The sequence below is a fragment of the Streptomyces sp. NPDC031049 genome, from assembly GCF_055571015.1.
This window is the reverse complement of sequence record NZ_JBVIGC010000006.1, coordinates 95,469-111,165: the sequence shown is the minus strand read 5'-3', so window position 1 is coordinate 111,165 and position 15,697 is coordinate 95,469. Positions and strand designations below refer to the sequence as shown.

General features: G+C 71.2%; 18 protein-coding genes. 10 read left to right on the top strand and 8 right to left on the bottom strand.

All coding sequences use genetic code 11. The features are described 5' to 3' along the window. Positions 1–131: 131 nt before the first annotated feature. Both ACZ45Q_RS12415 and ACZ45Q_RS12410 read right to left on the bottom strand, forming a co-directional pair. Entirely contained in the window at positions 132–1,028 is an 897-nt protein-coding gene (locus tag ACZ45Q_RS12415) for a 2-hydroxy-3-oxopropionate reductase (protein ID WP_468258874.1), read from the bottom strand. Between the two features lie 31 nt (positions 1,029–1,059). Beyond that, on the bottom strand, positions 1,060–1,899 hold the full coding sequence (locus ACZ45Q_RS12410; protein ID WP_468258871.1) for a TIM barrel protein: 840 nt from the start codon (positions 1,897–1,899) through the stop codon (positions 1,060–1,062). Between the two features lie 140 nt (positions 1,900–2,039). On the opposite strand from ACZ45Q_RS12410, the gene ACZ45Q_RS12405 reads away from it, so the two are divergent. From ACZ45Q_RS12405 to ACZ45Q_RS12370, 8 genes are all read left to right on the top strand, one after another. Further along, positions 2,040–2,291, top strand: a complete 252-nt coding sequence (locus tag ACZ45Q_RS12405; RefSeq protein WP_468258868.1) for a YkoF family thiamine-binding protein — start codon at positions 2,040–2,042, stop codon at positions 2,289–2,291. Then, complete coding sequence (locus ACZ45Q_RS12400) at positions 2,288–2,656, top strand: helix-turn-helix domain-containing protein (protein WP_468258865.1); 369 nt, start codon at positions 2,288–2,290, stop codon at positions 2,654–2,656. The genes ACZ45Q_RS12405 and ACZ45Q_RS12400 overlap by 4 nt, the downstream gene beginning before the upstream one ends. A gap of 204 nt (positions 2,657–2,860) precedes the next feature. After that, positions 2,861–3,373 carry a 2-oxo-4-hydroxy-4-carboxy-5-ureidoimidazoline decarboxylase gene (uraD, locus tag ACZ45Q_RS12395; RefSeq protein WP_468258862.1) on the top strand — a complete coding sequence of 171 codons (513 nt, stop codon included), beginning with the start codon at positions 2,861–2,863 and terminating at the stop codon, positions 3,371–3,373. A gap of 2 nt (positions 3,374–3,375) precedes the next feature. Continuing rightward, complete coding sequence (uraH, locus tag ACZ45Q_RS12390; RefSeq protein WP_468258859.1) at positions 3,376–3,774, top strand: hydroxyisourate hydrolase; 399 nt, start codon at positions 3,376–3,378, stop codon at positions 3,772–3,774. Positions 3,775–3,778: 4 nt separating this feature from the next. Further along, positions 3,779–4,702, top strand: coding sequence for a factor-independent urate hydroxylase (gene pucL, locus ACZ45Q_RS12385; RefSeq protein ID WP_468258856.1), 924 nt, complete (start codon positions 3,779–3,781; stop codon positions 4,700–4,702). A 64-nt stretch (positions 4,703–4,766) separates the two neighbouring features. Next, positions 4,767–6,179, top strand: a complete 1,413-nt coding sequence (locus ACZ45Q_RS12380) for a nucleobase:cation symporter-2 family protein (protein ID WP_468258853.1) — start codon at positions 4,767–4,769, stop codon at positions 6,177–6,179. Positions 6,180–6,248: 69 nt separating this feature from the next. After that, the gene (locus ACZ45Q_RS12375) at positions 6,249–7,634 is read left to right on the top strand and encodes an 8-oxoguanine deaminase (RefSeq protein WP_468258851.1); all 1,386 of its coding nucleotides are present in this window, start codon (positions 6,249–6,251) and stop codon (positions 7,632–7,634) included. A 260-nt stretch (positions 7,635–7,894) separates the two neighbouring features. Beyond that, positions 7,895–9,277 carry a nucleobase:cation symporter-2 family protein gene (locus ACZ45Q_RS12370; protein WP_468258849.1) on the top strand — a complete coding sequence of 461 codons (1,383 nt, stop codon included), beginning with the start codon at positions 7,895–7,897 and terminating at the stop codon, positions 9,275–9,277. A gap of 73 nt (positions 9,278–9,350) precedes the next feature. Here ACZ45Q_RS12370 and ACZ45Q_RS12365 read toward each other — a convergent pair whose 3' ends face one another. The 5 genes from ACZ45Q_RS12365 to ACZ45Q_RS12345 all read right to left on the bottom strand — a co-directional run bounded on the left by ACZ45Q_RS12365 (position 9,351) and on the right by ACZ45Q_RS12345 (position 13,164). Beyond that, on the bottom strand, positions 9,351–10,010 hold the full coding sequence (locus ACZ45Q_RS12365; RefSeq protein WP_468258845.1) for a peptidoglycan recognition protein family protein: 660 nt from the start codon (positions 10,008–10,010) through the stop codon (positions 9,351–9,353). A 122-nt stretch (positions 10,011–10,132) separates the two neighbouring features. Continuing rightward, positions 10,133–11,005: a lysozyme gene (locus ACZ45Q_RS12360; protein ID WP_468258843.1), complete on the bottom strand. Its 873-nt coding sequence runs from the start codon at positions 11,003–11,005 to the stop codon at positions 10,133–10,135. A gap of 234 nt (positions 11,006–11,239) precedes the next feature. Then, positions 11,240–11,707: an acyl-CoA thioesterase gene (locus ACZ45Q_RS12355; RefSeq protein WP_468258840.1), complete on the bottom strand. Its 468-nt coding sequence runs from the start codon at positions 11,705–11,707 to the stop codon at positions 11,240–11,242. A gap of 116 nt (positions 11,708–11,823) precedes the next feature. Continuing rightward, complete coding sequence (locus ACZ45Q_RS12350; protein ID WP_468258837.1) at positions 11,824–12,495, bottom strand: hypothetical protein; 672 nt, start codon at positions 12,493–12,495, stop codon at positions 11,824–11,826. A 69-nt stretch (positions 12,496–12,564) separates the two neighbouring features. Further along, complete coding sequence (locus ACZ45Q_RS12345) at positions 12,565–13,164, bottom strand: histidine phosphatase family protein (protein WP_468258834.1); 600 nt, start codon at positions 13,162–13,164, stop codon at positions 12,565–12,567. 62 nt (positions 13,165–13,226) lie between these two features. On the opposite strand from ACZ45Q_RS12345, the gene ACZ45Q_RS12340 reads away from it, so the two are divergent. Then, entirely contained in the window at positions 13,227–13,694 is a 468-nt protein-coding gene (locus ACZ45Q_RS12340) for a hypothetical protein (protein WP_468258831.1), read from the top strand. 28 nt (positions 13,695–13,722) lie between these two features. Here ACZ45Q_RS12340 and ACZ45Q_RS12335 read toward each other — a convergent pair whose 3' ends face one another. Further along, positions 13,723–14,931: a pyridoxal phosphate-dependent aminotransferase gene (locus tag ACZ45Q_RS12335; RefSeq protein ID WP_468258829.1), complete on the bottom strand. Its 1,209-nt coding sequence runs from the start codon at positions 14,929–14,931 to the stop codon at positions 13,723–13,725. Between the two features lie 87 nt (positions 14,932–15,018). Here ACZ45Q_RS12335 and ACZ45Q_RS12330 point away from each other — a divergent pair, with 87 nt between their 5' ends. Beyond that, positions 15,019–15,654 carry a winged helix-turn-helix transcriptional regulator gene (locus ACZ45Q_RS12330; RefSeq protein WP_468258826.1) on the top strand — a complete coding sequence of 212 codons (636 nt, stop codon included), beginning with the start codon at positions 15,019–15,021 and terminating at the stop codon, positions 15,652–15,654. Positions 15,655–15,697 lie beyond the last annotated feature (43 nt).

Sequence of the window (15,697 nt, the reverse complement as noted above, 5' to 3'; positions counted from 1 at the left end):
CGTCAACAGTTTGTTGAAGCCGTGGCCGGCACGGCGGCGGTCGACGTGGGGTTCCGGGCGGCGCCGCACGCTCGGGCGCGACAGGACAGGTGTCAGCGCGCGGCGCCACCCGGAGGCTTTGCGGTCCCGCGTCAGACCTGGGCGCCGGACAGGCGCTCCACGGCCCGCAGCAGCGCGGAGTGGTCCAGGCCGCCGTCGCCCTGGGCGCGCAGCGACGCCACCAGCTGGGCCACGGTGGCGCCGACCGGCAGGGCCGCGCCGACGTTGCGGGCGGCGTCGGTGACGATGCCCATGTCCTTGTGGTGCAGGTCGATGCGGAAGCCCGGCTTGAAGTCGCGGTTGAGGAAGTTGTCCTTCTTCCGCGTCAGCACGGTCGAGCCGGCCAGGCCGCCGTTGAGCACGTCGAGCGCGGCCTTCAGGTCCACGCCGGACTTCTCCAGGAAGACCACGGCCTCGGCGCACGCCTGGATGTTGACGGCGACGATCAGCTGGTTGGCGGCCTTCACCGTCTGGCCCGAGCCGTGCGGACCGCACAGCACGATGGTCTTGCCCAGCGCCTCGAAGATCGGCTTGGCCTGGTCGAAGTCGGCCTGCTCGCCGCCGACCATGATGGACAGCACGGCCTCGATGGCGCCGGCCTCGCCGCCGGACACCGGGGCGTCCAGCACGCGGATGCCCTTGTCCTTCGCGGCCTTCGCCAGGTCGACGGAGGTCTGCGGCGTGATCGAGGACATGTCGATCAGCAGGGCGCCGGACTTCGCGTTCTCCAGGATGCCGTCCGGGCCGTAGGCGATGGCCTCGACCTGCGGGGACGCCGGCACCATGGTGATGACGACGTCCGCGTCGCGCACGGCCTCGGCGATCGAGCCGGCCGCGGTGCCGCCGGCGGCGGCCAGGCGGTCCAGCTTCTCCTGCTCCAGCGTGTAACCGGTGACCTGGTAACCCGCCTTGATCAGGTTCTCGGACATGGGGGAGCCCATGATGCCGAGGCCGATCCAGGCGATCTTGGGAAGGGCGGTGTTGCTCATGATGGGGTGCCTCTCGGAAATACGGGGGTGATCAGCGGGCGGCGCGGGCCTCGCGGGGCAGCCAGTCGAAGGCCTCGGTGCTGGGGCGGTCGCCCGGCTTGTACTCCAGGCCGACCCAGCCGTCGTATCCGGCCTTGCGGAGCTGGTCGAGCAGCTCCTCCAGCGGCAGCGAACCGGTGCCCGGGGCGCCGCGGCCGGGGTTGTCGGCGATCTGGACGTGGCCGGTCTTCGCGGCGTACCGCTCGATCACCTGCGGCAGGTCCTCGCCGTTCATGGACAGGTGGTAAAGGTCCATGAGGAAGGTGGCGTTGGTCAGGCCCGTGGCCGCGTTGACCTTGTCGACGACCTCGATCGCGGCGGGCGCCGAGACCAGCGGGTACAGCGGCGACTCGGGCTTGTTCAGGGTCTCGATCAGCAGGATCGCGCCGATCCGGTCGGCGGCGCGGGCGGCCAGGACCAGGTTCTCCAGCGCGAGCGCGTCCTGCTCGGCCGGGTCCACGCCCTCGACGCGGTTGCCGTAGAGCGCGTTGAGCGCCTTGCAGCCCAGCGACTGGGCGAAGCCGGCGGCCACGTCGATGTTGGCGCGGAACCTCTCCGACTCCTCACCGGGCACCGACAGGGCGCCGCGGTCGGGGCCGGGGAGCTGTCCGGCGTAGAAGTTCAGCCCCGTGAGCTGGACGCCCGCGTCCTCGATCGCCTTCTTCAGGGCGTCGAGCTCGGCCTGCTCGGGGGTGGGCGAGTCGATCCAGGGCCACCACAGCTCGACCGCGGTGAAGCCGGCCGCGGCGGCGGCCGCAGGGCGCTTCAGGAGCGGGAGTTCCGTGAAGAGGATCGACAGGTTGACGTTGAAGCGCTGGTCTGCGAATCCCATCGGGTGCCGCGCTCCCTTCCGTGTCGCTACTGTTTCCGTATTACGGAAGTTCGTTTCTGCGTAATGGAAGATTGCCGGGGAAGGTCGGGCCTTGTCAAGAGGGGTCTGCGGAAACGGTCACCGCGCGTTAGGTTGACCGGGTGCGATTGAGAGTGGAGTTCACGACCGAGCCCTTCGACCTCGACGAGGCGCCCGCCCACGCGCTGGTCGCCCGGGACGTCATCCAGGCCGCTGAGCTGGACGCGGTCGACGTCGGCCCGTTCGGCAACACCGCCGAGGGCGACGCCGACGCGGTGCTCACCGCCGTGGACGCCCTGCTGCGCCGCACCCTGGGCGCCGGTGCCACCCGCGTCTCGCTCCAGGTCAACGTGGTCGCGGAGGGGGAGCGGTGACCGGCGGCGCGGACGAGCCCTTCATCGCGGCCGTCAAGCCCCTGGTCGACGCCATCGGCGGCGAGCTGCTCCCGCCCGACGAGGCCGGCCAGGACGACGTCGTCCTCGCCTGGGAGGGCGCCGACGTCGTCGCCGTGCGCCTGCCGCAGCTCGCCGACTCGCTGGACCACATCCTGGCCGCCATGGAGCGCCGCCGGGGCCGGCCCCTGGCCGAACTGGACCGCAAGGCCAAGCAGGAGGTCGTGCGCACCCTGGAGGCGCGCGGCGCCTTCTCCGTGCGGCACGGCGTGGAGACGGTGGCGAGCGCCCTCGGCGTCAGCCGCTTCACCGTCTACAACTACCTCAACCGCGAGAAGGGCGCCTGACCCCTTCCCCCGCGCCCCCGGGGCGCTCGGCGGGCCCCTGACCTGGGGGTTGACCTCTGTGGCAAGCCGCCGTCCCGGCTCCGGGACGGCGGCTTCGTGGCTCTCGTATTTGTTACCCCGAATTTTCAACAAACTGTTGACGCAGTGTTTCCGAGGGCGTTAGCTATCGGCACGCCCGTTCAGCACAAGGCCACGGAGGCTCCCGTGACGTCCACTTCCACGCCGCCGGGCCTGGCCCGCTTCAACGCCCTCGAGGAGCACGCGGCCTTCGCCGCGCTCCACGAGGCGTGCGCCTCCACGGCGTGGGCCCGGCAACTGCTCGCCGCCCGCCCCTACGCCACCCCCGAGGACCTCTACGCCGCCAGCGACGCCGCCATGGCCGAGCTGACCCCGGCGGACCTTCAGGAGGCGATGGCCGGGCACCCGCCGATCGGCCGCCCCAAGCCGGGCGACCCGACCTCCTCCCGCGAGCAGGCGGGCATGGCCGGCGCCTCCGACGCGCTCAAGACGGAGATGCTGGAACTGAACCTGGCCTACCAGGAGAAGTTCGGCCACGTCTTCCTCATCTGCGCCACCGGCAGGACCGGCGAGCAGATGTGGGACGCGGTCAAGGAACGGATCGGCAACGCCCCGGAACAGGAGCGGGAGATCGTCCGCACCGAACTGGGCAAGATCAACCGAATCCGGCTCTCCCGACTCGTCGAAGAGGACGCCTGACCATGAGCACCAGCACCACCGCCTCCGTGTCCACGCACATCCTGGACACCAGTGCCGGCCGCCCCGCCGAGGGCGTCGCCGTCCAGCTCTCCGCCCGCAGCGGGCGGGATGCGGACTGGCAGCCGCTCGGGGGCTCCGCGACCGACGCGGACGGGCGGTGCAAGGACCTCCCGGCTCTGCCGGAGGGCACCACCCACGTACGGCTGGACTTCGCGGTCGAGCCGTACTTCGCAAGTTCTGAGAAGAAGCAAGCCGATGCGCAGCAGGACGCCCCCGCGACTCGGGACAGCGGTGCGTTCTTTCCCGAGGTAGTGATCACCTTCGCGGTCACGCCCGGCGAGCACTACCACGTACCGCTGCTGCTCAACCCGTTCGGCTACTCCGTTTACCGAGGGAGCTAGCTAAATGCCCACCATCCTGGGACAGAACCAGTACGGCAAGGCCGAGAACCGAGTCGTCAAGATCACGCGGGACGGCGCCACCCACCACATCAAGGACCTGAACGTCTCCGTCGCCCTCTCCGGCGACATGGACGAGGTCCACTACTCCGGCTCCAACGCCAACGTCCTGCCGACCGACACCACCAAGAACACGGTGTTCGCGTTCGCCAAGGAGTACGGCATCGAGTCCGCCGAGCAGTTCGGCATCCACCTCGCCCGGCACTTCGTCACCTCGCAGGAGCCCATCCACCGGGCGCGCATCCGCATCGAGGAGTACGCCTGGGAGCGCATCGCCACCTCCGACGCCAACTCCAAGTTCATCGGCGCCGACGAGGTCAAGCACTCCTTCGTCCGCAAGGGCCAGGAGACCCGCACCACCCAGATCACCTTCGACGGTGAGAAGTGGGAGGTCGTCTCCGGCCTGAAGGACCTGGTCGTGATGAACTCGACCAACTCCGAGTTCTGGGGCTACGTCAAGGACAAGTACACCACGCTCCAGGAGGCCTACGACCGCATCCTGGCCACGCAGGTGTCCAGCCAGTGGCGGTTCAACTGGACCGACGACGAGCAGAAGGCGCCCAACTGGGAGAAGTCCTACGAGCAGGTGAAGAAGCACATGCTCCAGGCCTTCGCCGAGACCTACTCGCTGTCGTTGCAGCAGACGCTGTACCAGATGGGCGCGCGCATCATCAACAACCGCAGCGAGATCGACGAGGTCCGCTTCTCCCTCCCGAACAAGCACCACTTCCTGGTGGACCTGGAGCCGTTCGGGCTGAAGAACGACAACGAGGTCTACTTCGCGGCGGACCGCCCCTACGGCCTGATCGAGGCCACCATCCTGCGGGACGGCTGCGAGGCCCGTATCCCGGTCGACATGACCAACCTCTGACGCGGGACGCGCACCCCCGGCCGGGCCACCGCGGCCGGGGGCGCGCCACACCGGAGGGAACACCATGGCACAGCCTGCAAAGGGGCCGGCACCAGAGCCCGGACCCACCCCGCCGGGGCACACCGAGGACGCCGCCACGTCCGTGCACCCGGTGGACGTCAAGCTCCACCCCTCGCGGCTCGTCCCCGCCGCGCTCCAGCACATCGCCGCGATGTACGCAGGCGTCGTCACACCTCCGCTCATCATCGGCCAGGCCTGCGGACTCGACCTCGCGGCCCGCACCCGGCTGATCGCCGCGAGCCTGCTCATCGCGGGCGTCGCCACGCTGATCCAGACCATCGGCGTCAAGGGCTTCGTCGGCAACCGCCTGCCCTTCGTCAACGCCGCCTCCTCCGCCGGCATCGCCCCCATCCTCGCCATCGCCGAGACCAACGACCCCGGACGGCAACTCCCCGCGATCTACGGCGCGGTGATGGTCGCCGGAGTCTTCTGCCTCGCCGTCGGCCCCTTCTTCGGACGGCTGCTGCGCTTCTTCCCGCCGCTGGTCACCGGCGTGGTCATCACGCTCATCGGCGTCACGCTGATGCCGGTCCCCGTCGCCTGGGCACAGGGCGGCGACCAGACCGCCGCCGACTTCGGGGCCATGTCCAACCTCGCGCTCGCCGGGTTCACCCTCGCCGTCATCCTGCTCGTCCAGCGCTTCGGCAAGGGCTTCGTCAAGCAGGTCGCCCTGCTGTTCGGCCTGCTCGTCGGCACGCTGGCCGCCATCCCCTTCGGCATGGCCGACTTCACCGCCCTGTCCTCCGCGCCCGTCGCCGCGCTGCCCGCGCCCTTCGCGTTCGGCGCCCCCGTCTTCCAGCCCGCGGCCGTGCTGTCGCTGTGCATCGTGATGCTGGTGCTGATGACCGAGTCCTCCGCCGGCATGCTCGCCCTCGGCGAGATCTGCGACCGCAGGGCCGACGGGAAGACCATCACCCGCGGCCTGCGCACCGACGGCATCGCCACCCTGGTCGGCCCGGTCTTCGGCGGCTTCCCCACCTCCGCCTTCGCCCAGAACGTCGGCGTCGTCTCCCTGACCCGGGTCCGCAGCCGCTACGTCGTCGCCGTCGCAGGCGCCACCCTGCTGGTCCTCGGCGCCTTCCCGGTCCTCGGCGCGGTCGTCTCCCTGGTCCCCATGCCGGTCCTCGGCGGCGCGGGCATCGTGCTCTTCGGCTCCATCGCCGTCAGCGGCATCCGCACCCTCGCCGAGGCGGGACTGGACGACAGCTCCAACATCATCCTGGTGGCGGTGGCGCTCGGCGCGGGCATCATCCCGCTCGCCGCCCCCACCTTCTACGCCGGCTTCCCGGCCTGGGCCCAGACCGTCCTCGGCTCCGGCATCAGCGCCGGCGCGCTCGTCGCGGTCACACTGAACCTGTTCTTCCACCATCTCGGCACCCGGAGCCGCACTGCGGTTCCGGCACTCAAATCCTCCTAGGGTCCTGCCGTGCCCTCCCCGTGGGTACTCCCCACCCACGGGCCGCCACAGAAAGACGAAGGAAGCATCATGGCACCATCGGCAGCCCAGCGTGTGGTGATCGAGAACTGTGCGATCGCGACCGTGGACGCGGGCGACACGGAGTACGCCTCGGGCCACCTGGTCCTCGCGGGCAACAGGATCGAGTCGGTCGGGGCCGGCAAGGCCCCCGAGGGGCTGGAGAACGTCGTACGCCGGATCGACGCGACCGGCCACCTGGCCACGCCCGGCCTGGTCAACACCCACCACCACTACTACCAGTGGATCACCCGGGGCCTGGCCACCGACCACAACCTGTTCAACTGGCTGGTCGCCCTCTACCCGGTCTGGGCGCGCATCGACGAGCGGATGACCTACGCCGCCGCGCAGGGCTCGCTCGCCATGATGGCCCGCGGCGGCGTCACCACCGCCATGGACCACCACTACGTCTTCCCGCAGGGCTCGGGCGACCTGTCCGGTTCGATCATCCGCGCCGCACGCGAGACGGGCGTCCGGTTCACCCTCGCCCGCGGCTCCATGGACCGCAGCGAGAAGGACGGCGGGCTGCCCCCGGACTTCGCCGTCGAGACCCTCGAGGGCGCCCTCGCCGCCACCGAGGAGACCGTCAAGCGGCACCACGACGCCTCCTTCGACGCGATGACCCAGGTCGCCGTGGCGCCCTGCTCGCCGTTCTCCGTCTCCACCGAACTGCTCAAGCAAGGCGCGGAGCTGGCCCGCCGGCTCGGTGTGCGGCTGCACACCCACGGCTCGGAGACCGTGGAGGAGGAGAAGTTCTGCCACGAACTGTTCGGCATGGGCCCGACCGACTACTTCGAGTCCACCGGCTGGCTCGGTGAGGACGTGTGGATGGCGCACTGCGTCCACATGAACGACTCCGACATCGCCGCCTTCGCCCGCACGAAGACCGGCGTCGCCCACTGCCCATCCTCCAACGCCCGGCTCGCCGCCGGCATCGCCCGGGTCCCCGACATGCTCGCCGCAGGCGTCCCGGTCGGCCTCGGCGTCGACGGCACCGCCTCCAACGAGTCCGGCGAACTCCACACCGAACTGCGCAACGCCCTGCTCATCAACCGCCTCGGCGCCCACCGCGAGGCCGCCCTGAACGCACGCCAGGCGCTGCGGCTGGGCACCTTCGGCGGCGCGCAGGTGCTGGGCCGGGCCGCCGAGATCGGCTCCCTGGAGGCCGGCAAGCTCGCCGACGTCGTGCTGTGGAAGATGGACACCCTCGCCCACGCCTCCATCGCCGACCCGGTGACCGCCCTGGTCTTCGGCGCCGCCGCCCCGGTCACGGCCTCGTTCGTCAACGGCGAGCAGATCGTCGAGGACGGCCGGCTGCTCACGGTCGACGAGGACACCATCGCCCGCTCCACGCGGGACGAGTCCCAGCGGCTCGCGCGCATCGCCGCGCAGAGCTGACCGGCCCCACCCGTACGGCGGCGCTGAACCGACGTACGGCACTTGATCTCCGGTCGGGAGGGACGGCTCCCGACCGGCGGCCGTGGACCCGAGCGGGGTCCATGGCGGCCGTCTCCGGGGCGCGCGTGAACGCGCGCGTCCCGGAACGGTACTCCCCCCCGTTTGCTCGAACGGTCCGTCCCGGTCCCGCACGACCACCCGCACCACCTCCCTGAAACCCACGTCAGAGCGGACGTGTAACCGACCGGAGGAGAGCCGCAGTGGCCGACCACCCCGTTGACGAAAAGCTTCCGCCACTCAAGATGGCGACCACCGGCCTTCAGCACGTGGCCGCCATGTACGCGGGAGTCGTCGCCCCGCCCCTGATCGTCGGCGCGGCCATAGGCCTGTCCGCCACCGACCTGACCTTCCTCACCGGCGCCTGCCTGTTCACCGCCGGCCTCGCCACCCTTCTTCAGACCCTCGGCATCTGGAAGATCGGAGCCCGACTGCCCTTCGTCAACGGCGTCACCTTCGCCGGTGTCGCCCCGATGACCGCGGTCGTCGCCGCCACCCCGGACAAGGACGACGCGCTGCCGATCATCTTCGGCGCCGTCATCGTCGCCGGTCTCCTCGGCTTCCTCGCCGCCCCCTTCTTCAGCAAGGCGATCCGCTTCTTCCCACCGGTCGTCACCGGCACGGTCATCACCCTGATCGGTGTCTCGCTGCTCCCCGTCGCCTTCGGCTGGGCCCAGGGCTCCAGCCCCGACGCCGACGACTACGGCTCGGCGACCAACCTGGGACTGGCCGCCATCACCCTGGTGATCGTCCTGCTGCTGCGCCGCTTCACCCGGGGCTTCGTCAAGCAGATCGCCGTCCTGCTGGGCCTGGTCGTCGGCACGCTGATCGCGATCCCCTTCGGCGTCACCGACTTCTCACCGGTCGGCGAGGCCGACATCATCGGCTTCCCCACCCCGTTCCACTTCGGCGCGCCCCAGTTCCAGCTCGCCGCGATCATCTCGCTGTGCGTGGTGATGGTGGTCTCGATGACCGAGTCCACCGCCGACATGCTGGCCCTGGGGGAGATCGTCGACCGCAAGGCCGACGAGAAGACCATCGCCGCCGGACTGCGCGCCGACACCCTCGGCTCCGCGATCAGCCCGCTGTTCAACGGCTTCATGTGCAGCGCCTTCGCGCAGAACATCGGCCTGGTGGCGATGACCAGGATCCGCAGCCGCTTCGTCGTGGCGACCGGAGGCGCCTTCCTGATCCTGATGGGCGTGCTGCCGGTGGTCGCCTCGCTGATCGCCGTCGTCCCCCGCCCGGTGCTGGGCGGCGCCGGCGTGGTGCTGTTCGGGTCGGTCGCGGCCAGCGGCATCCAGACCCTGGCCCGCGCCGGGCTCGACCGGGACAACAACGTCCTGATCGTGGCCGTCTCCCTGGCCGTCGGCATCATCCCGATCGCGGCGCCGGAGTTCTACCACGCCTTCCCGGAGAACGCGAAGATCGTCCTGGACTCGGGCATCTCCACGGGCTGTGTCGCCGCCGTCCTGCTCAACCTGGTCTTCAACCACATCGGCAAGGGCAAGGAGGCCCACGAGGTCACCCATCCCATGGAGGCGGGGGAGGAACTGACCGGCGTGAAAGCCCCGGCCACGCCCTGAGCCACGGCCGCACCCCGCATCACGACGCCGCCCGGCCGGGTCAGCCGCCCCGGCCGGGCGTCGTGCGTCCGCGTCACATCCGGTCCGCGACCTCCTGCCGCAGCCGCGGCAGCATGTCGTGGAACACCCCGGGGCAGAGGGTGTCTCCGTAGTCCTTGTGACCGTGGATCTGGCCGGCGGGGATGCCGTACCGGGCGCACACGTACGCGCACAGCAGTACCAGGACGTCCCACTGGGCGCCGGGCGGGGTGGCGCCGTCGTGGTAGGAGCCCTCGTTGGCGATGCCGATGGCCGAACCGTTCTGCCCCGCGGTGTGGGAGCCCTGCACGAAGCTGGTCCCGCCGGTGAGCGTGCGCAGACTGCCGTGCCGCCCCTCGGTGATCCAGCCGCCCCGGCTGACCAGGAAGTGGTAGCCGGTGTCCACCCACCCGTTCTTGTCCATGTGCAGGTTCTGCACCCAGCGGGCGTGGGAGTGCGCCTGGGCGCGGGAGAAGTCGGCCGTGTTGGCGCTCACCGTGTGGTGGACGACGATCTTGCCCGGCCGGTACCGGAGGGTGCTGATGCTCCCCGCCGGCGCACGGGCGCCCCAGGCCGTGGTGGGGTCGATGTCCGGTTCGAGAGCGGCGGCCTTCTCCCGCGCGGCGTGCGCGGTGCCCGGCAGTGCCGTGCCGGCGACCAGTCCGGCCGTCGCGGCCAGCAGAAGGCGGCGCCGTAGGGCGTTCTCGGCGTTCACGATCACTCCTCGTGCGGAGATGGGGAGGGTGGGGGGATGCGGTGGAGCCGGCGGAACCGGCTCCACCGCGTGATCGCGTGCTGGTCGAAAGGCGGCGCGGGGACTGGCGCGCCGCGGGCGCGTCAGGTGTTGTTGGCGAGCGCCAGCAGCCGGTCGCGCGAACCGTTGAACTTGTTGCGGTCCACGTTGCCGGAGACGCCGCTGACCGAGCCGGTGCTGGTGTACTGCCACACCGTCCAGGTCGGGAAGCCGGACGGGATGGTCGGGGAGGACACGCCCCAGTGCGCCGCCCACAGCGGGCTCAGGCTGCCCATGCCGCTCCAGTTGCCGGTGCAGGTGTTCCACCAGCTGGCCGTCGTGTAGATGACGACGTCACGCGAGGTGCGCGCCTTGTACGTGTTGTAGAAGTCCATGATCCAGCCGCGCATCTGGGTCGTGGACAGGCCGTAGCACATCGCCCCGTAGGGGTTGTGCTCGATGTCCAGCACGCCGGGCAGCGTCAGGTTGTCGCGCGACCAGGCGCCGCCGTTGGAGGCGAAGTAGTTCGCCTGGACGGCTCCGCTGGAGACGTTGGGGCGCGCGAAGTGGTACGCGCCGCGGATGACGCCCGCGTAGTAGGCGTTCGTGTAGTTGCTGTTGAAGCGGTCGTCCTTGTAGCTGGTGCCCTCGGTCGCCTTGATCCAGGCGAACTGGATGCCGGCGCCCCGCACGGAGTTCCAGTTGATGGCGCCCTGCCAGTGCGAGACGTCGATGCCCTGGACGCCGTCGGTCGGTGCCAGGACGCCCAGGGACGGGCTCTCGGCGGGGGCGCCCTCGTGGATGCGCTGGCCCACGCCCATGTACGCCTGGCCCGGCTTGATGTTCACGCGGTCCTTGCCCGGTGCGGGCGCGGCGGCGGCTCCCGCCGCCGTGGTGGCGGTCAGTGCGAGGGCGGCGCCCAGTACGGCCACCGCTGTGGCGGACCGTCTGGCAGTCGAACGGCTGAGCGAGAACATGACTTCCTCCTGCTGCATGTGGGGTGGGGAGGGGAGGAGGTGACGTCGGCCGCTGCCACCAGGGCAGATGGTTCGATTTTGTCGTGCGCGCGTCACAAGTTACGCACGTAGAATCCATGCGTGTAAAGAGTTTCCGGTCCTCTCTGGTGGTCTGGTCCACTGTAGGAGTGGATGGCCTGGAGAGTTGGGAACCGGGCGGCGAGAACTTTCAGCGTGGTGAAAGCTGAACAGGAGTCAGTTTCCTTGGGCGCCCGCCGGACGGGAGGGCGCCGAGGCAGGTCGGAAGCCGAAGACGGCCGGGTCGGAGGCCAGTTCGCGGAAGTACCCTGCGGGGTCCTCGACGAGCTTGCGCGCCGTGAGGTCCATCAGGCCGCCCACCGCCGAGATCTCGGCCGCCACCGTGCCGTCCGCCTTGCGGATCGTCTGCTCGATGCGGAAGGTCCTGCCCTCGCCCCAGTCGAAGGCGCACGTCACCTCCACCTCGTCGCCGGCCAGCAGCTCCCGCCGGAAGCGGATCGTCGTCTCCAGGGCCACGGGCCCGACGCCCCTGCCGACCAGCGCGGCCTGGGTGATGCCGGCCGCCTGGAGCAGCGACCAGCGGGCGTGCTCGGCGTAGTTGAGGTACACGGCCTGGTTCAGGTGGCCCTGGGTGTCGGTCTCGTACCCGCGGACGGTCACGGGAACGGAGAACGGCTCGCTCACGGATGGCCCTCTCTCGTCCGGCTGTTCGTGATGGCGTGGCCGCGCGTCTGGTCGCGGCCGCTCGTCATGGTCGCTGCCGTCGGACGATCCTGTCACGCCGCTCATGCTCACGCCCCTCACCCCCTGCGCGGGGAGGCCAGCAGGTAGCGGGCCCGGCTCCGCGGCTCCGTGTGCTCCCCGACCTGCCAGCCGGCCCGCTCGAGCGTGCGCGCGCAGGCCCGCAGGGCCTCGGCCGCCGGCTCGTACACGGCGACCGCGTCCGGCTGCGGTGTCGCCCGCACCCGGTAGCCGCCGTCCTGGCCGGAGGCGTTGGCCGGACGGTGCCCGGCGGCCTCCAGGGCGAGCGCCGCGGCCTGCACCAGATGCGTCCGCTCCCAGCCGCAGGGCCGCTCGGCGTCACCGTCCGCACGGGTCATCCGGCGCAACTCCAGCAGCCCCTGCCAGGCGCCGCGCACCTCGCGCAGCCGCGCCGGGCCGGTGGGCCCCGACTCCTCCCCGCCGACCCGCGCGGCGAACACACCGTCCGCCGGACGCCCGCCGCCGTCCGGACGCCCGCCGCCCTCCGGCCGCGCGGCGGGCTCGTGCCGTGCCGTCGGGGGCGCCGCCCCCTCCCGTACGCGGTGCCCGGCCGGCGTCAGGAAGTGGTCGTGCGGCGGCCGGGGATGACGGAAGGCGAACCCCCGCTTCACCAGTGCCGCCAGCTGTGCCGGTGTCCCCCTCAGCCGTCCGGTGACGGGGTCCGCGGCGTCGATGAGCCGGCGCTGCGCGGCGGTCGGCGGTCGTGTCACGGCGTCCTCCTCCCCGGCTCGGGCCCGCACCTGCCCGGCTCCGGCCCGAGCGGCCGGTCTGCTCGCAGACTACGCCGGGGGTCTGACATTCCAGGCGGCGATCACCGGCCGCCCGTGCTCCGTGCCCAGCCGGCACAGCGTCCCCGTGGCCAGCTGGAACAGCGCCCCGGACGACGGCGGAAGCCGCAGGTACCGCGCGGTGAGCACGCGCAGGAAGTGGCCGTGCGCCACCAGCACCACGCACCCCTCGGTGTTGGCGAAGGCCGCCTCGGCCCTGGCCAGCACCCGGTCGGCCCGCTCACCGACCTGCTCCGGGCTCTCCCCGGGGTGGTCCGCGGAACCGGGCGGGACGCCGTCGGTGAACAGGAACCAGTCCGGCCGGGACCGCTGGATCTCGACGGTCGTGATCCCCTCGTAGCCGCCGTAGTCCCACTCCCGCAGGTCCGCGTCGACCCGCACGTCGTGCAGTCCGATCAGCTCGGCCGTCTCCCGCGCCCGTTGCAGCGGGCTGACGAACGCGGCCCCGATCCGGTGCGACCGGATCAGCGGCACCAGCCGCCGTGCCTCGTCGCGCCCCCGGTCGGTCAGCGGTACGTCCGTCCACCCGGTGTGCCGCCCCGAGCGCGACCACTCGGTCTCGCCGTGCCGCACGAGGAAGAGATCACCCATGCCGCACAGGCTACGTCGCCCCCGCCCGGAACCGTGCCGCGCGGGACGGCATCTGAACGGGCATGGGTCTGGCGATGCCGCTCCTGGCGCTGTTCTTCATGTCCGGATGGCTGGTGGCCGCGGGAGCGCTGGGCTACTGCGCCGCCACCCTCGTGCGCGTCCGGCGCCTGGACTGGCTGCGGCGCGACGGGCACCCGGCGCTGCGGCTGCTGCTGCCGACACCCGCCTACCTGCGCTTCGACCGGGCGCTCGCCGTGTTCGCCCTCCTGGCCGACCTGTGGCTGGTGTCGGCGGTCCTCGTGTTCGGCAGCGACGGCGTCTTCACCGAGGACTGGATGGGCTACCCCGGGATGATGGACCCCACCGGACAGGGCTACCAGGCCGCGGCCGTGAGCACCCTGTACGCCACGGCGTGGTGGAGCTTCGGGACCGCGGTGCTCGGCCGCTGCTGGATCACGGCGGGCGTGCAGCTGACCGTCCTGCCGGCGGCGGCGTCGTGGATCGGGACGTTCGACACCTACTACCGCTGAGCCCCGGCCGCTCGCCCCGGGCGGGCGGCTACTGCCGGTACCCGCTCAGGAAGCGCCCGATCCGCCCGATCGCCGCCTCCAGGTCCTCGGCGTGCGGCAGGGTGAGGATGCGGAAGTGGTCGGGGGACGGCCAGTTGAAGCCGGTGCCCTGGACGACCTGGATCTTCTCGCGGAGCAGGAGGTCCAGGACGAACCTCTCGTCGTCGTGGATCGCGTGGACCTTGGGGTCGAGGCGCGGGAAGGCGTACAGCGCGCCCTTCGGTTTCACACAGGACACACCGGGGATCTCGTTCAGCTTCTCCCAGGCCACGTCCCGCTGTTCGCGCAGCCGCCCGCCCGGCGCGGTCAGCTCCCGGACGGACTGCCGGCCGCCGAGCGCGGCCTGGATGGCGTACTGTGCCGGTGCGTTGGCGCACAGCCGCATGGACGCCAGCATGGTCAGGCCCTCCAGGTAGTCCTTCGCGTGCTGCCGGGGGCCGGTGACGACCAGCCAGCCGGAGCGGAAGCCGGCCACCCGGTAGGTCTTCGACAGCCCGCAGAAGGTCAGCACCACCAGGTCGGGGGCGAGCGCGGCGGCCGAGTGGTGGACGGCGTCGTCGTAGAGGATCTGGTCGTAGATCTCGTCGGCGAAGACCATCAGGCCGTGGCGGCGGGCGAGGTCGAGGATCCCCTCGACGATCTCCTTCGGATAGACCGCGCCGGTGGGGTTGTTGGGATTGATGATCACCACGGCCTTGGAGCGGTCGGTGATCTTCGACTCCAGGTCGGCCAGGTCCGGGTACCACTCGGCCCGCTCGTCGCACAGGTAGTGGACCGCCTTGCCGCCCGCGAGGGTGGTCACCGCCGTCCAGAGGGGGAAGTCGGGGGCGGGGATGAGGATCTCGTCGCCGTCCTCGACCAGGGCCTGCACGGCCATGGAGACCAGCTCCGAGACGCCGTTGCCGAGGAAGACGTCGTCGACGTCGACCTCCAGACCGAGGGTCTGGTAGCGCTGGGCGACGGCGCGGCGGGCGGAGAGGATCCCGCGGGAGTCGGTGTAGCCGTGCGCCTGCGGCAGCATCCGGATCATGTCCTGGAGGATCTCCTCCGGCGCCTCGAAGCCGAACAGCGCCGGATTGCCGGTGTTCAGGCGCAGGACGCTGTGGCCCGCCTCCTCCAGAGCGTTGGCCTGCTCGATCACCGGGCCGCGGATCTCGTAGCAGACCTCGCTGAGCTTGTTCGACTGCCGGAACTCCATGCGCCGCTTCCCCTCCGGTATCTGGTGTTGCTTGGTTTTACCAAGTGGGAGCTTGGAAAGTCCAACAACTTGTCTAGACTGCCTCGCATGTCACCCCGCGTTCGCCGAAGCTATGACCAGTACTGCTCCGTCGCCCGCGCCCTGGACCTGGTCGGCGACCGCTGGACCCTGCTGATCGTCCGCGAGCTGCTCGCCGGGCCGAGGCGCTACACCGATCTGCACGCGGACCTGCCGGGCGTCAGCACCGACGTCCTCGCCTCACGGCTGAAGGACATGGAGCGCGACGGACTGGCGACGCGCCGCCGGCTGCCCCCGCCCGGAGCGGCCTACGTGTACGAACTCACCGCCCGCGGACGCGCGTTGCTGCCGGTGCTCCAGGCGCTGGGCGAGTGGGGCGCCGGCGAACTGGGGGAGCGGCGGCCCACGGACGCCGTACGGGCGCACTGGTTCGCCCTGCCCCTGCTGCGCTGCCTCGACGGCGAACGGGGCCTGGTCGAGGTCCGGCTGGAGGAGGGCGACTTCCACCTGTGGGTCGGTGCCGAGGACGGGCCCGTGCACGGCGACGGCCCGGCGCCCGGTGAGCCGGACGCCCGGGTCGTGCTGGACGCCGCCACGTGCGCCGCCGTCGGCCGGGGCGAGCTGAGCCTGACGGACGCGGTGCGCGCCGGCCGCGCCGAGGTGACCGGTGACGGGCCCCTGGCCAAGTCCCTGCGCGAGGTGTGACCGGCCGGGGAACCGGCCGCGTATCCGCCGTGCCGGTTCCCGC

Excerpts from the sequence above, each read along its gene's own strand:
- ACZ45Q_RS12415 (WP_468258874.1), bottom strand. The coding sequence starts at position 1,028 with ATGAGCAACACCGCCCTTCCCAAGATCGCCTGGATCGGCCTCGGCATC.
- ACZ45Q_RS12410 (WP_468258871.1), bottom strand. The coding sequence starts at position 1,899 with ATGGGATTCGCAGACCAGCGCTTCAACGTCAACCTGTCGATCCTCTTC.
- uraH (WP_468258859.1), top strand. The coding sequence starts at position 3,376 with ATGAGCACCAGCACCACCGCCTCCGTGTCCACGCACATCCTGGACACC.
- pucL (WP_468258856.1), top strand. The coding sequence starts at position 3,779 with ATGCCCACCATCCTGGGACAGAACCAGTACGGCAAGGCCGAGAACCGA.
- ACZ45Q_RS12380 (WP_468258853.1), top strand. The coding sequence starts at position 4,767 with ATGGCACAGCCTGCAAAGGGGCCGGCACCAGAGCCCGGACCCACCCCG.
- ACZ45Q_RS12375 (WP_468258851.1), top strand. The coding sequence starts at position 6,249 with ATGGCACCATCGGCAGCCCAGCGTGTGGTGATCGAGAACTGTGCGATC.
- ACZ45Q_RS12360 (WP_468258843.1), bottom strand. The coding sequence starts at position 11,005 with ATGTTCTCGCTCAGCCGTTCGACTGCCAGACGGTCCGCCACAGCGGTG.
- ACZ45Q_RS12345 (WP_468258834.1), bottom strand. The coding sequence starts at position 13,164 with ATGGGTGATCTCTTCCTCGTGCGGCACGGCGAGACCGAGTGGTCGCGC.
- ACZ45Q_RS12340 (WP_468258831.1), top strand. The coding sequence starts at position 13,227 with ATGGGTCTGGCGATGCCGCTCCTGGCGCTGTTCTTCATGTCCGGATGG.
- ACZ45Q_RS12335 (WP_468258829.1), bottom strand. The coding sequence starts at position 14,931 with ATGGAGTTCCGGCAGTCGAACAAGCTCAGCGAGGTCTGCTACGAGATC.
- ACZ45Q_RS12330 (WP_468258826.1), top strand. The coding sequence starts at position 15,019 with ATGTCACCCCGCGTTCGCCGAAGCTATGACCAGTACTGCTCCGTCGCC.